At 42.4% G+C, this 13,415-nt stretch carries 15 protein-coding genes; 1 reads left to right on the top strand and 14 read right to left on the bottom strand.

Annotated features, from left to right (window positions below; all coding sequences use genetic code 11):
- The first annotated feature begins 163 nt into the window (after positions 1–163).
- The gene (locus tag G468_RS0113590) at positions 164–370 is read left to right on the top strand and encodes an Arc family DNA-binding protein (protein WP_026823581.1); all 207 of its coding nucleotides are present in this window, start codon (positions 164–166) and stop codon (positions 368–370) included.
- Positions 371–821: 451 nt separating this feature from the next.
- On the opposite strand, the gene G468_RS21020 is transcribed toward G468_RS0113590, so the two are convergent.
- The 14 genes from G468_RS21020 to G468_RS21010 all read right to left on the bottom strand — a co-directional run.
- Entirely contained in the window at positions 822–1,445 is a 624-nt protein-coding gene (locus G468_RS21020) for an Ail/Lom family outer membrane beta-barrel protein (RefSeq protein ID WP_051297113.1), read from the bottom strand.
- A gap of 103 nt (positions 1,446–1,548) precedes the next feature.
- Positions 1,549–4,512, bottom strand: a complete 2,964-nt coding sequence (locus G468_RS0113570) for a phage tail tape measure protein (RefSeq protein ID WP_026823580.1) — start codon at positions 4,510–4,512, stop codon at positions 1,549–1,551.
- A 54-nt stretch (positions 4,513–4,566) separates the two neighbouring features.
- Entirely contained in the window at positions 4,567–4,839 is a 273-nt protein-coding gene (locus G468_RS0113565) for a DUF1799 domain-containing protein (RefSeq protein WP_246067395.1), read from the bottom strand.
- A gap of 26 nt (positions 4,840–4,865) precedes the next feature.
- The gene (locus G468_RS0113560) at positions 4,866–5,171 is read right to left on the bottom strand and encodes a phage tail assembly chaperone (RefSeq protein WP_026823578.1); all 306 of its coding nucleotides are present in this window, start codon (positions 5,169–5,171) and stop codon (positions 4,866–4,868) included.
- A gap of 13 nt (positions 5,172–5,184) precedes the next feature.
- On the bottom strand, positions 5,185–5,835 hold the full coding sequence (locus tag G468_RS0113555; protein ID WP_026823577.1) for a phage tail tube protein: 651 nt from the start codon (positions 5,833–5,835) through the stop codon (positions 5,185–5,187).
- Between the two features lie 49 nt (positions 5,836–5,884).
- Positions 5,885–6,286, bottom strand: coding sequence for a phage tail terminator-like protein (locus tag G468_RS0113550; protein WP_026823576.1), 402 nt, complete (start codon positions 6,284–6,286; stop codon positions 5,885–5,887).
- Positions 6,283–6,768: a hypothetical protein gene (locus G468_RS0113545; protein WP_026823575.1), complete on the bottom strand. Its 486-nt coding sequence runs from the start codon at positions 6,766–6,768 to the stop codon at positions 6,283–6,285. The genes G468_RS0113550 and G468_RS0113545 overlap by 4 nt, the downstream gene beginning before the upstream one ends.
- A 1-nt stretch (position 6,769) precedes the next feature.
- The gene (locus tag G468_RS0113540; protein ID WP_135677643.1) at positions 6,770–7,123 is read right to left on the bottom strand and encodes a hypothetical protein; all 354 of its coding nucleotides are present in this window, start codon (positions 7,121–7,123) and stop codon (positions 6,770–6,772) included.
- Positions 7,123–7,608: a DnaT-like ssDNA-binding protein gene (locus tag G468_RS0113535; RefSeq protein WP_026823573.1), complete on the bottom strand. Its 486-nt coding sequence runs from the start codon at positions 7,606–7,608 to the stop codon at positions 7,123–7,125. The genes G468_RS0113540 and G468_RS0113535 overlap by 1 nt, the downstream gene beginning before the upstream one ends.
- A 47-nt stretch (positions 7,609–7,655) precedes the next feature.
- Positions 7,656–8,873 carry a major capsid protein gene (locus tag G468_RS21015; RefSeq protein WP_071846895.1) on the bottom strand — a complete coding sequence of 406 codons (1,218 nt, stop codon included), beginning with the start codon at positions 8,871–8,873 and terminating at the stop codon, positions 7,656–7,658.
- A gap of 12 nt (positions 8,874–8,885) precedes the next feature.
- Positions 8,886–9,653, bottom strand: coding sequence for a hypothetical protein (locus G468_RS0113525; protein ID WP_026823572.1), 768 nt, complete (start codon positions 9,651–9,653; stop codon positions 8,886–8,888).
- A 96-nt stretch (positions 9,654–9,749) separates the two neighbouring features.
- The gene (locus G468_RS0113520; protein WP_026823571.1) at positions 9,750–10,871 is read right to left on the bottom strand and encodes a phage minor head protein; all 1,122 of its coding nucleotides are present in this window, start codon (positions 10,869–10,871) and stop codon (positions 9,750–9,752) included.
- Positions 10,868–12,238: a DUF4055 domain-containing protein gene (locus G468_RS0113515; protein WP_026823570.1), complete on the bottom strand. Its 1,371-nt coding sequence runs from the start codon at positions 12,236–12,238 to the stop codon at positions 10,868–10,870. Before G468_RS0113515 ends, G468_RS0113520 begins: the two co-directional genes overlap by 4 nt.
- The coding region (locus G468_RS21010) for a hypothetical protein (protein ID WP_034250018.1) at positions 12,238–13,415 on the bottom strand (1,178 nt) is incomplete at its 5' end. The genes G468_RS21010 and G468_RS0113515, both read right to left, overlap by 1 nt.

Below are 13,415 nucleotides of genomic sequence, written 5' to 3'. Positions count from 1 at the left end.
CAACTCACTGGCAATTTTTCGAAGGCTTTGTCCTTGTGCAAAGCGAACATGAATATCCACAAATATCTCCTTGGTTAACATAAATTATCCGTACAAAAATGTGCGAATAATACCAAGTGGATCAGTTTTAGATGATCGTTAGTGGATCAGTTTTGCATGATCGGTGACAAGAGAAGCGATAGCTGATATTGCTGAACAAAATGGGCGCTCCATGAACACAGAAATAGTTATGATTCTTCAGGAAGCTATAAATAGAAATAAGGAGGTCAATTGTACAAATTCTGGAATACCAAATATCGCAATGGATTTATTAACTGAAATTAAAGAATTAAAATCAATTATAATAAAACAGAATAAACATTCAAAGTAATTACGCGGGCGTTTCTCAAGGGCTAGTTAGAATGTTTTCTCTTTATCTGCAAATATACAGGCCCGATTTCCTCAATGGAATCGTCGATATCCAACTTGCGCCTACTCACTTCATCAATTTGGCGACCAACAATAAGGACGGATACCGAATCAGGCTGACTTTCCGTGCATATGGAAACGGGGATGCTGAAGCATGGGAAAATCTTCTGACCGTTTTCAATGGTATCTGGAAATCCACAGAAAGATGTAGTAGTGCTATGACGGAAGGAGCATCTCCCACTTTCCCTTAATGGAATTGTGTCTAAAATATCCTCAAATTTCATATAAAATTCACCAAGATGAAATGTTGTTGCTAAAAAATAAAAATTCGGTGGGCAAAACTTATAATGTAGGTATGAGTCTACCTGACAGTTATCACAGTAATAGCGAATAACTGTCAGGTTAACTACAGCTTAAAACTTATATCCTAAACCAACCGTGAATGCGTCTGTTTTCCATTCGCCACTGCCTGAGCGTTCATAGCCTACATCAACGGTAACGCCCTCGTAAACATTCACTTGCATACCAACGCCGTAGGCTAAGCTAGTGCTGCTTTTTGAAAACGTTTTTTTACCATATTTGGTGACATCTAAATCAAAGTTTACATTGCTATATCCCAAGCCTACTAATCCATAAACACTTACGTATTCATTGATCCTATAAGTTGGGCCAGCCATTAAAGACATATAGTCTCCTTTAATATCCGAAGTATGTTTAGATGTATTTTTATCAACATTCAAAGTAATCGGTGTGCTATAATCTGTTTTCGAATAAGCAAATGAACTGATAATTCCCCAATCATCACTAAATTCATAGCGATAACGCACAAATGCGCCCCCTGCTTTTGAATAACCATCAGCATAAACTGTTGCAATTCCCTCAGGATCTGGTTTTGTTCTATCCGCTTTCTCAGTTAATTTTTTCTCTCCACCAGACTTTACATTCAAATACCCAAAAGAAAGCGTACTTTCACCAGACTTTGCGATTACAGCACCAGAAAATAGTGTTGGAATTAAAAACAGTAACGTTTTTTTCATTGTTTTTCCTTTGATTTTACGTTTGGCCAATAGTGACTGAATCTAAATTGATGCCAAGCATAACAAAAGTGAAATTTTTTTCTATCAAAAATGCGCTCATCGATTAATAACCCCGCCCATTGACTGCCTTGATAATTTTGTTTAAATCACCTCCATCTCGACTTTCTGCCACTAAAACAGATTTGATTTTCTGGGTTAAGGATTGCTCGGCTGCGCGCATATCGACATTGGAAGGGCTTGTCTGCGACGGTTGACCGTCAACATGAATACCGCCTAAATTGACATTAACACCGCTTGCTACGGGTTGCATGCCGTACATGGGCGTTGAAGAGGTGCCCACATATCCACCAGACGCATAACCTCGCTTACTTCCATCCATCAGGCGATACAGGTTAGCAATACCTAACCGCTGAGTCGCTTCTTTGGTAAATACAAATTCCCCACCATGAACGATACCTTTCGGGTCATATTTACCCCCACCACCCACATATCCGCCTGATGAAAAACCTAAAATACCCGCCACTGCCCCGCGCCAGCCTTCTGTTTGCCCACCAAAAGCCGCTTTCATCGCCTGAAGCATCGCCATTTGCGTCATTATCTTCACAATCATCTCAAGTAATGATTTAGTGAAATCAGCAAAATTAGCTTTGCCGGTCATCAAAAAATCAGTCAGTGATTGACTCATTCCTTCAAAGGCAAACCTGGTAACATTGGCGACATTGCCATAAGCATCAGTCGCTTGTTGTTCGAAATTTGTAAATCCTTGCTTAACCCCTGCTTCCCAGTTTTTCCGCAATGACTCCTCATTTTTGTATTTCTCATCAATCAGTGAAAGTCCTCGACCATACTCAGGGTTTTCTTGCTCAATCCCTTTACGGGCCATTTCTTCACGGTATTTCTTCAGTTCCTGCTCTTTCGCTATTTGAATCTCGGTTTTGCCAATACTCTCCAGCCTGAGTCTTATTTCTTCTTGCAATCCATCATTCGATAACCGCAAGGCATTGAGTTGTTTTTGTTTCTCAATTTTATCGCCTATCTGTGCAGCTTCACGCTTCTCAGAGAGAATGGCTTCTTTTTTTAATAATAATGACCGCTCATCTTCACTCAGACGGCGTTTGTTTGTGCCACTTTTGGCCTCTTCAAGAATGACTAGCTGGTTTTCTGTTTTGAAAAGCTCCCTGCGTTGCTGGCTGATAATCCCAACATATTGACTTTCATCCTGTAATGTTCGTAATTCTGCCTGCAGTGCTCTGTTTCTGGCTTGCGCTTCTTCTTCCCAACGTGTGCCTAAAGATGGGCGGTATGCATCAGCTTTTGAGTCTGAACTTGATTTTTCTTTCGCATAACGGGCATTTTCACGCCTTATCGCTTCATCGATAACGGATTTTGAACCACCCGAATTTCTTATTCTTTCAAGCTCACTTTGATGCTTTTCTTCCGCATTTTCATATTTGTGTTTGAGCTCCTGGTCAACCCTAAAACGTGCTTTCTCTGCCTCTTGAGCCCTTACCGCCGCTTGTTTTCTCTGATTTTCAATATCCTGTTGATATTTTTTCTCTTTCAGTAAATCAAGTTCACGCCTTAAATCTGTCGCTGTTTTCCCTGAGGCATTATAATAATTTAATCTTGCAACCGGATTTACCTGGAATGCAACTAATTTTTCCTCGTAATCACGTATCTTCTGGTCTAATGTGTGTTCACGACCAATATCTAACATGCTATCCCAAGCAAGTCTTGCTTTATCTTTAACCGCTGCCCAGGCTGACTCAAGGTAACCTAAATTCGCTTTTATCTGCTGGGTTCTATTATTCGTTGCAGTCGCATAGGCTTCCATGGCAACTTTAGCGGCTTCGTGCTTTCTTCCCTGTTCCTCTAATGTCGATATTTGCGCTAGTTGTGTTGCAGTCAGAAAATGCAGACTTTTGTCAAGTTCGTTAATCGCTTTAACTGGGTCATCTTTGATGCGCTGGAACTGTTTTATTGTTTCATCAACAGATTGACCCACCAATTTTTCCATTCTGGCAGCGACATTGGCAATATTATCAATTTCATTGCCAGAAAATGAACCTGACCCCACAACTTTAGTTATTACATCCGCCATTCCACCTTGTGTTATGCCATCTGCTGACAACTGTTTGGCCAACCTATCAAGTTGCCCAGCCGTTTTCCCTGCATACCCACCCGTTAAAATGAGTTGCTTGTTAAATTCACTAAACTCTTGTGAGCCTTTATAAGCGGCGATGGCAACAGCTGCCGTAACACCTGCCAATCCTCCCATCAACAATCGGGTAGGGGTTAATATTGAGCCTATTGCTTTAAAGGCATTACCAACACCACCAAACGAGTCTTTAATCTGTCCACCTTGCTGCACCAATACCATCCAGGCCGGCATACCGGAAGCCAATGAGGTCACCACATCGGTCATCTGCATAGGTAACATACGCATTGCATGACGATATTGCCCCATCGTTACCGCGCCATTCATAAACGCTTTTTCTTGTTCTTTTAATTTGGCAATCATCGGCGCTGCCTGTTGAGAAATGCCCATCTGCGCCGCTTTTAGTTCAAGAACTTCAGTTCGCGTCTTGCCTATCGTGTCTGATTGCTGTTTTAATGTGTTTAGAAAATTATCAGCGGCTAACTTCGCTCGTTTTGAAGCTTCTTCCTGTGCAAGTAGCGCTCTCCCTTCTGCGGTCAGCGCCAGATTCATCCGGCTTAGCTTATCTCTCGACTCTTCCAGTATCGTGTTGTAATCAATAAACTGGTCAAGGGGGAGTAAACCTTTTTGATGTGAAGCGGCGAGCTTACGGCTAATTTTATCCAGTTCATCAAACGCTTTATTGGTGGGATTAATTCGATTTAACAGGTCATTAAGTTCACTTTTTTGCGTCTTAATGGTTTCTGCATTTCTCAGTGAGGCTAAGCTAACTTTTTTTAATCCGCCCTCCAGATTTGAGGAAGCCTTTTCAACCTTTTCCGCTGTTCCCTGAAATGACTTTAACTTCTGTTCACCTCTTTCCAAATCCGCCGTGTTTACTTTTAATGAAATCGTGGCGATATCAGTCATTATATTTTCCTTCGAACAACTAAACATTTAAAGCCTGTGATAAAAATATCCGCCTTATTGGTGCATTATCGCTAAGGCTTTCGCTTCCATCACCCGTATATCATTAAATAAAGCGCCTTTATCCTGATTAATACCCAAATAATCGATGACGTGGGATAAAACGCTGTAATCCAACCCTGTGGGGCCATTCGCCCCCATTCGCCACTGAGTACGCAGGGCATTAAAAGTAAGATAAGCCTCCCAGACATCTGGCCAGACTTCAACCTCGCTGTCTTCCGGCGTAAAACCAAAGGCGGCTTCAAAGTTGCGGATATCAGTCTCGGTCATGCCGCCATACATGGCCTCAACGACCGCTAGGAGTTTTTTTCGCGTTGGCCTAATAGTTCGCTATAATACGTTGTACTAATGGCGCTGGCAGCTGAGGGATAGTTGTCAAATAGCAGCTTCAAATTATCAGCGTGATAAGGCTCTTCAATCGCCCAGTCAGCAATAATCTGCTGGTAGAACTCATCAATCGGCATTTCACGCATGGTTTCCAGTTCACTCATGGCTTTGTGATTAAAGGTGAAGGTCACCACCTCTGGCTCTTTTTTGCCTGCCACCGGAATGAGGACATTGGCTTTAAACGTTGGCTTGGGTATCAATGTAAATTTTGCCATGCTACATCCTTAATTATACTGCATAGATTTGCATATCAGATTTAAGTGAGAAACGGGCTACCACGTTTTCAACCTCGTTGATAGCTGTATTGGGCACGCGCTGGAAAGAGACCGAAGCAGTAAAATAACGATCCTCACTGGCACGTTTATTGAAAAAACGCATTGCCGTAATTTGCTTGCTGTCATCGAGTTTCATCAATAACGTACGAATAGGTAATTTTGCATCATGTGCAAAGGTATAAACCTGCGTGATACCATTTTTAAAGGTATCAACGGTTTCTGCCTGTTCATCTTCCAAAAACTGAATTTCCTGCGTTTGCTGCTCACCGCCCTCCGTCGATAATGTCATGACTTGCGGCATCGCCTCCCATTCTTCCACTTTCTTCAAGCTTCCTTTAGCACCACCAACGGGAAAAACGGCTTTATCGGTGGTATCGATTGATTCCAGTGTAATACTGGTATCAGCTGCTTTTTTCACTTTAAAAGCGCCTGACATTTTTTTCCAGCCACAATCAATCTGGACAATATTGCCCGTTTTAATGCTGCCAATCGAATTGACAGTTAATACCGCCTCTGTCGCATTGGTAGCCGCCGTAATTGTTATCTCATCCGCATATTTACTAGCTACATAAACACGCGAACCATTAGGAATATTATATGCCATGATAAAACCTCATTATTGGCTGTTGAAAAACCACCATGTGGCGGCAATGTTAAATTGTAGAGTGACAACGATAAGCAACGCTGACGGGGAGAATATAATTAACCTGATCACAGATTGCTGGAAATAAACATGGCTCACCGTTTAAAAAAAGATTATCGGTCAACGAAAAGCCGTTTGTTAGATAATTTATTAAACGATTAGCGACATTCATGACCAATGTGTCGCCCGTTCCTGCTTTGCCAACTACATTTATCTGTATGACACCGCTAAATACAGGCATATCGAGCGATAAACTCAAATTTTTAGTTGTCGCTGGCATGATGTGTAGTTGTAAATAGGGTTCATTGATATCATCGAATTCACAATTTGGCCAGGCAACCTTGATATTTTCAGACTCAGCAAATTGGGCAATATGTGCCCGTATCGCGGTATTAATGGTTAATGGGTTCATCCTTTACGCTCTGCGATAGCCTGATGAAAAAACTGCTGAAATTCTTGTGCCGTGATCCGTACCATACCTTTCGGTGCCTGTTTTGAATGCCCCATCTCAAGTCGATAAGCATAAGGAACCACATTGGAAAAATAGACTGACTTCATGCCCACTTTAAACTGACCGATAACATGATTGCCCTCAGCTTGTGTTACTTCGCCACTTTTATCTATTCGTCCCGTTTCTTTCATTGGTACTTCATCAAACGTCACTTGCCAGTTGCCACGAAATCTTCCCCCCGTATACCCTGCAGGCTTCCTTTCATTTCCTTTTCCCTTTCCGGCTATTTTAGCATTCACTTGCCAGATAGAAGGATTACCGACAGGCGACATCATGACTAACCTTGCAAGTATCTTAATGAATGTCACCTTGGTAACCACTTCCATTTTTTCTTCTGCTTTACTGACAAACGCATTAATGGCGGCTGTAAAATTGTTTGTCATATCAAGCTCTCAATTGTGCAATGAAACAAATAGTTTGGCGTTGGGGCTTTAACTCTTTTACAGCAATCACTCGATGATTTCTGTTATCGATGATAATGATATCCCCCTGTTGAATATTACTCTTTGCATGCGCAATGAATTTAATATCACTGGTTAAAACGAGGGAATTGTCCACTTCATTGATAGCAAACTGTGTCTTTACTCCTACCACCTTTAATACCATATCGGGTTCGATAATCTCCTGACCCTTTTTATCAACATAAAATTTACCTTTTCTTTTTAAGACATAGTCCATGCCGTACTGCTTTATCAAGCGCTCAGTCGTTTTACCCATTCGAGTATAAAGATTCATCATCACCTCACCGAAAAGGTGTTGATGGCAAATCCAGAACGTATATCTAACAAGCCATTAAGCAAACCATTTAACCAGGGAAATTTGGGTAAACCCGAATTTGTCCCCGAGGCATATTGGACCGTGATAGCCCCCTCAATACGTTCTGTGGTCACTTCGCCCCCTAACGTTGGCTGTAAATCCTCGTTCTCTGAATCAATCGCCAGCCGACACTGGGCCATAATGAGTTGCTTAGGGATGGCGTCATTCTCAATAGGCACGCCGTCATAAAATAACCCTGTGCGTGGGAAGGATAGCGGTTGGGTTAAGTGGGTTCGTTTTCCTAACCATGGCTGTGACGCTAAATAGTCCATCGCAGTCACCAGCATCGACTCAATATGTGAGTCATCAGTGGGTATATCAATTCCTCTTTCACGGGCATAGCGCTTTAGATCCTCAACGCTGGCATAACTATTAAATGTTGGCGAATTTTTATCCGAATCAATCATATTCACCTCAAAAAAAGGGACAAAAGTCCCCTTAACTTTATTTTTCTTTATGAAAAAGTGATACTTTCTGTGGTGCGCATCTCACCATCCACTGTCGCAGTGACGGTAAGTTGTCCTGCTGTACTGGCGGTTAATTTGACGCTGGACTTACCCTTTGCATCGGTTTTAGTCGCCGCTTTACTCAATTTTCCACCTGTGCTTGACCACTCAACATTGCCACCCTGGACAGGTTGATTATCTTTTGAGTAATCAAGTGAAATGGTCACCGCATCGCTGTTATTGGCTGTCGCGGTGGTTTTATCCACAGATAAATTCAAACTCGCTTCATGCTTCAATTTTATCATTACGCCTGCCGTTAATTTGTTACTGGTGAAATGTTTCTTCCAGTTGCCAGCTGTGCCCAATTTTGTCAGATCAGGATTAGTTCCTTTTGATTCATCCCAGCTGTAACCGAGCACGCCCACATTTACCACGCCTTCACCTCGATAGCCAACGCCTAAATTTTCCTGATCGTTGATTTCATAAGAGCGAAAATGAGGTTCCTGGGATTCCGTGATAGTGATAGCCCCTGGGACTAAACCAAATATAGCATCAACAGGTGCAGTATCGGTGACTAATACGGGTTTACCTAGCGTTCCAGGTTGGCCGCCGTAAATTACCACGCCTGCTTCTTCATAAACCTTGTTATCAATCGCCTGATCAACAATGTCAAAATAAGTTGTTGAGTGCATGACAAACAAATTGACACGGTTGAATTTATCCCCGTATTTGCGCAACCCCTTAGTGAGGGTCTTCTTGCCATCGGTAGCAATATTAGCCGTGACCATCATATCCGTATTAGCGCCAATCGCAGCCCTCAATGCTGCCAGGGAATACTTGATATAGCCTTCAAGCGAAGCATCAGCAGCATCCGTACCCACAAGCTCAGAAAATTCTGAAACATCCCTGCCACGTCGTTTAAATGACTCTTCGGTGATTTCATAGGGGCCATATTTCCAAGGGGCTTTAACGTCAACGGATTCTCCCGCCCCAATTTTCTTACCGGTAACTTTATCCGTAGAATTCACGTCACGATGTTCAATCGAACCACTTATCTGATAAAATGCCCGTTTACGTAAATCGCCTTCAATAAAAACATTATCTAGTACAATTGCGCCATTAGATGCCTGATTAAACACCTCAAGATTATCTTGTCTGCGCTCTAAAAATGCGGTTTGAGCCAAATCATTATAAATAATTAAATCACTATTAACCGTCGTTGCCATTATATTAATTCCTTACTTTGGTAATCCCAGATAAGCTTCACGACCGAATCGCCGGATATATGCGGCCTTATCAGCTGAAGACATCTGAGAACGTTTAAAATGTGCGCCCCCTGACTTACTATCCCCTGAACCTGTACCGGATGCAGAAGGAAACAAATGGGGGGCACTTTCTTTTAGCGAATCAATCCACTCAGCGGGGGTTAAAGGTGTACGGCCATCTTTACCCATAATCGGATTGTTTTCCTCATCAACAGCGACGGCCTGACCTTCGTCATTGATTTTAAATATGCCCTTGGCACGTAATATCAAATCTTCCTGAGCACTGGCTAACGCGCCGGATTGACTTGCAGCTGCACGAATTTCATCGCCTAAAACCCGACTGCGGAATTTATTGGCAAATTCTTCTGCCTTTTCCGCCCTTCGCTTCTCAGATTGTAGTTTTTTTTCTACATCATGGCGCAATCGTTCCGTGCGCTTATTGATAACCTCGTCAATCTTGCCTTCGGCAAGCAACTTCGCTTCTTCATCATTGTCAAAGCGTTGCAAAATGCCTTTGACCTGTTCAGGATCGATTCCTTCAAAGCGTTTTAGATTCTCGTTTTGTTCTTTGAGTTTACCGAGTAATTCACTGTTTTTGGCTTTCAGTCCCACCACTTGCTCATTAACCTGCTTATCGATAATGGCTTGTAGTTCAGGCGTGATTTGCGAACCACTGCCGCTACCACCATTAGGATCATCGGCTGGTGAGTGGTATTTACGATCGATATTGATAAAACTCATGATTTCCCCTTGGGATTTGTCTATGCGCCTTGCGCGTTAAATTTAGTAAATAAAAAAACCCGCTTATCCGCGGGCTTGATGTTAATTAATGCAGTATTAGCCTAATTCAGCAGCAATGAAGGCTTGTTTATCTATTTCTTTCAATTTATCCAGTGTAATAAACTCACCTTTATCGCTATAAAACTGGGCCGGATGCATGCCACCCTCTTTCATAAGCCGGTAACGGACTTCACCAAATACCTGCTTTTGTCGCCAAGCAGGTTGTCGTTGTATCCATTGAAGAAAGGTTGTCTCGGCAAGTATTTGTCCATCCATCGAGGCCCGAGTGCTTTCGTCCATTTCATCAACATCAATCCCCAATTGACGCCATGATTTAGTGATCAATGTTTCAGTCGAACGACAATTCCAGTGAATTTTTCCTGGTCCTTGCAAATAGGGCACTTTATGGCCGATTGGCTTACCTTCAAGGGTATATTTCAATTGATCGCGAATAATACAAGCGGGCGACGTTTTATTATCCAGGGTAGATAACCACTGTTTGCCCGCCAGAATGTCTCTATTCGCTTCAGCAAAATGATTTCTGGCAGTTGCCTGCAGATGATTGATTGCCGTTTTGGCAATAGTTGTAGCATTAGCCCGACTAATTTGTAGCGCACCGTCTTTATAACCTTGCTTGGCGTGACCACGGATGTTACGACCAATTTGCACAGCACTATCCCCATTTAGATAGCCATTGCGAATGGTATTATTAATGCGCATCATGCGGTCTTTTTCCAGCCCCTCAGCCCACTCAGATAACAGTTTTCCCTGCAATGGGCGCGCCATCACCGCTGCATAGAGCATATCTGTGGTGAGACTCATCAATGGATATTGACGAAGAACAACCCCTGGCATTAGAAAATCAAATAAAGCGGGATAATAATCTACCTCATAGTGTGCATGCGCTTTCATCTCGGCGCTTAACAGAGAAAACGCGCTGGCTACCGCATTTTTATTAATAGCCTTAACACTGGCGAGCAAAGATTCTAATCGCCTAACAGTAAAACTATCAGCATCAATATTGGCGTCATCTAGTGCCACAATTAAGGATGCACTAAGCTGGGCATCAAATGCATTGAGGGCGTTGACCATTCTCTTTGCTACACCGCTGGCATAACGACTGGAAAACAGCGAGTGAGCAAGTAACTCATCCATCAGGCGCTCATTCACCGTTCTCATCGCTCACCTATCATAGTGGGTTGCTGATTGTTAAGTTCATCAATGACATCATCAACCTCATCAGCCGGATTGATAATGTCAAATTTTTGCAAGTTACGCACCAAGTCAGACTGACGGATGGCGCTAGATTGCCAGGCTGACACTATCTCACGTATCATCGTGCTATCGGCAATGTGATTGACCAAGTCCCTATTAATTTCAAAAGCGCATTTATCAGGTTCAGCACCCGCATATTCAGCGCACCACTTTAACCCTTTAGTTAAACCTTCTGAGACATTCGCGCAACAGATACTCAGGACAGATGTTTGTGCACTTAATTCACCCACTGATTGAATAACGGTTTTCACTTTACTATCAGCGGAAACTAATTGAGCGCCCAGCCCCACCATATAATCACGCTTGCTGTCCATCGCTTCTTTCGCTAGCATGTTAGGCTGTGCTTGAATGTAACCACAGGAACCTTGCTCAGGTAACAAAATGGGTGAGCGGGAGCCGACTAATATACCCTTTTTCTCTAACCAGTCACGCCATTCATCTTTCAAGCCGCTAATATAGGGTTGCACCTGACCACAGAAAAAAACCGAATCTTCATAATCGGCGGAATTTCGATAATGACCCAAATTGATTTTGGCGAGTCCGAGTAACGGCGCTTCATCAATAGTGTGATCATTATTTTGAGCACCAATAAAGGTAAACGGGATCTCCTCCCAAGCACCTGAGCCACCGCGATCAGGGATATATTCAACATCTATTTGGTAAACACTGTTTCCTGCGGGTTTTCGATAAACGCGACAGATAAATTTCCCTTCTTCAATAGCCAGAACACGATATTGAATGGCATCCTTGAATCCAAAACCGTCTTGTTCTTCTACTGTTTCACGTAATACCACCAGAGTTAAGCGATTACGACCATTAATGCGTTGCATTCGCCAGTTGATAATATCTTCGGCTTTGTATTGAAAAAAATAGACTTGCTTTGACTCGTTGTTATAATCGACATATAAGCCATGTCGCCCCACTTCCAAGACGGATTCCAATGACGATTGGGCTAACTGATAAAGACTTGAACCCGCTCCATCAGCATCCTCTTTCAGATAAGCCAGTCTTTCGTCAATCTCAACCAGCGGATCTTTTTTAAAAGCCATTCCTATCATCCCATTACGGGTATGACCGGTTATCGGATAAAACACCGCACGATCTTGATAATCGCTATTACGTTTCCTTTTGCGTTCTTTATTCGATTCTTCTAATATCGGCAGATAGCTTTTTACTGAATCATCTCCTTTACAAACTGTCCGAACTAATGCCCATTGCAACACAAACAATTTATATTCAGGACGGGTAAAATCAACATTAGACATACTCATTAGAATGTGGTTCCTAAATTAATCTCAAAGGCGGGACGCTGTTTATTTTTTCGGCTAACCGCAAAATATCGAAATGCATCAGCATCATGTGACGTAAAATCATGTAGGGGTTTATCTTTCCAGCAACCCAGCTTGTCATCCCACTCTTTGCGATAAGCTTCTAAATGAGCAACTCCATCGGCACATCGATGTTCATCAAATACACAATTTGGCAATATTTCACGTACCGCCTCAATACCTTCATCAATTGAAAGTTTTGGCACTACATCAAATCGTATTGCGTATTTCTGCCCATCTATTTCATAACCTTCTCTTGCGATTTCACGCCTGGATTTTGCGTCAGAACCAAATTCACGATTATCAATATCATGAGGTGCATTGTGACTGGCGTAGGTATAGCCTTTATCTTTCAGTATCTTCATGTAATGCCGCAACCCTTCACCACTATTTGAGTAGTGATCAATGATATGAAATTCAATTCCCACTTCACGTACAAACCAGATTGACGTTGAATCACCAACCCCAATATCCCAATATGTATGTACTGGCAAATGTGAATTATCAGGCAATGTGCCAATGCGTTTATTTTGATAAAGATAACGAAACTGCCTGGCATAGTAGGCGCCTTCTACTGACTGTTGGAAAGCTTCAGCGGGAAGTGAGGGATATTCCCGCTTCATATCATAACCAAGCGTTTTCTCTTTTGCGTAATACCAGGCTTTCTGTTTGTCGGTTAACCGAATGCCATGTTTGCCGGACAGCTCAGTGAAATAATCAATTAGCCGCTTTGGAATGGGCTCCACCGGATCAATTGCATAATTATTGTTTTCCCACCATGGGAAGAAAAAGAATTTCCAATCGAGCTGTGAAAGTTTTTTTACTTGAAGTTGTGCTTTTTCAGCAGACTGACAATGATCATAAAAGTAACCAGATCTTCCCTCGCCCGTGCTTTCTATAGTGATAAAGCAATCACTGGATACCGCTTCAAAAGCACCAGTTACAATTTCACGTGCCTTATCGGGATATTTTGCACAAATCTTGCCAAATTCAGAAACATGCAGATAACGCAATGTACCACCGCGAAATGAAGTACTAATGTAAAGTGAACCCCCTTTATGGAATACCAGTTCACCCGCTGAATCATTACTGGCTGGGTTAGCCGCTTTTATTTCAGCCG

The sequence above is a fragment of the Arsenophonus nasoniae DSM 15247 genome, assembly GCF_000429565.1.
GTDB lineage: Bacteria > Pseudomonadota > Gammaproteobacteria > Enterobacterales > Enterobacteriaceae > Arsenophonus > Arsenophonus nasoniae.
The sequence above is the reverse complement of the archived record's forward strand: the minus strand, read 5'-3'. Positions and strand labels throughout refer to the sequence as shown.

Bases quoted from the DNA above. Each gene is read 5' to 3' on its own strand.
- G468_RS0113540 (WP_135677643.1), bottom strand. From the start codon at position 7,123: ATGATGAATCTTTATACTCGAATGGGTAAAACGACTGAGCGCTTGATA.
- G468_RS0113520 (WP_026823571.1), bottom strand. From the start codon at position 10,871: ATGAGAACGGTGAATGAGCGCCTGATGGATGAGTTACTTGCTCACTCG.
- G468_RS0113570 (WP_026823580.1), bottom strand. From the start codon at position 4,512: ATGACTGATATCGCCACGATTTCATTAAAAGTAAACACGGCGGATTTG.
- G468_RS0113550 (WP_026823576.1), bottom strand. From the start codon at position 6,286: ATGAACCCATTAACCATTAATACCGCGATACGGGCACATATTGCCCAA.
- G468_RS0113535 (WP_026823573.1), bottom strand. From the start codon at position 7,608: ATGATTGATTCGGATAAAAATTCGCCAACATTTAATAGTTATGCCAGC.
- G468_RS0113555 (WP_026823577.1), bottom strand. From the start codon at position 5,835: ATGGCATATAATATTCCTAATGGTTCGCGTGTTTATGTAGCTAGTAAA.
- G468_RS21015 (WP_071846895.1), bottom strand. From the start codon at position 8,873: ATGGCAACGACGGTTAATAGTGATTTAATTATTTATAATGATTTGGCT.
- G468_RS0113565 (WP_246067395.1), bottom strand. From the start codon at position 4,839: ATGACCGAGACTGATATCCGCAACTTTGAAGCCGCCTTTGGTTTTACG.
- G468_RS21020 (WP_051297113.1), bottom strand. From the start codon at position 1,445: ATGAAAAAAACGTTACTGTTTTTAATTCCAACACTATTTTCTGGTGCT.
- G468_RS0113525 (WP_026823572.1), bottom strand. From the start codon at position 9,653: ATGAGTTTTATCAATATCGATCGTAAATACCACTCACCAGCCGATGAT.
- G468_RS0113515 (WP_026823570.1), bottom strand. From the start codon at position 12,238: ATGAGTATGTCTAATGTTGATTTTACCCGTCCTGAATATAAATTGTTT.
- G468_RS0113560 (WP_026823578.1), bottom strand. From the start codon at position 5,171: ATGGCAAAATTTACATTGATACCCAAGCCAACGTTTAAAGCCAATGTC.
- G468_RS0113545 (WP_026823575.1), bottom strand. From the start codon at position 6,768: ATGACAAACAATTTTACAGCCGCCATTAATGCGTTTGTCAGTAAAGCA.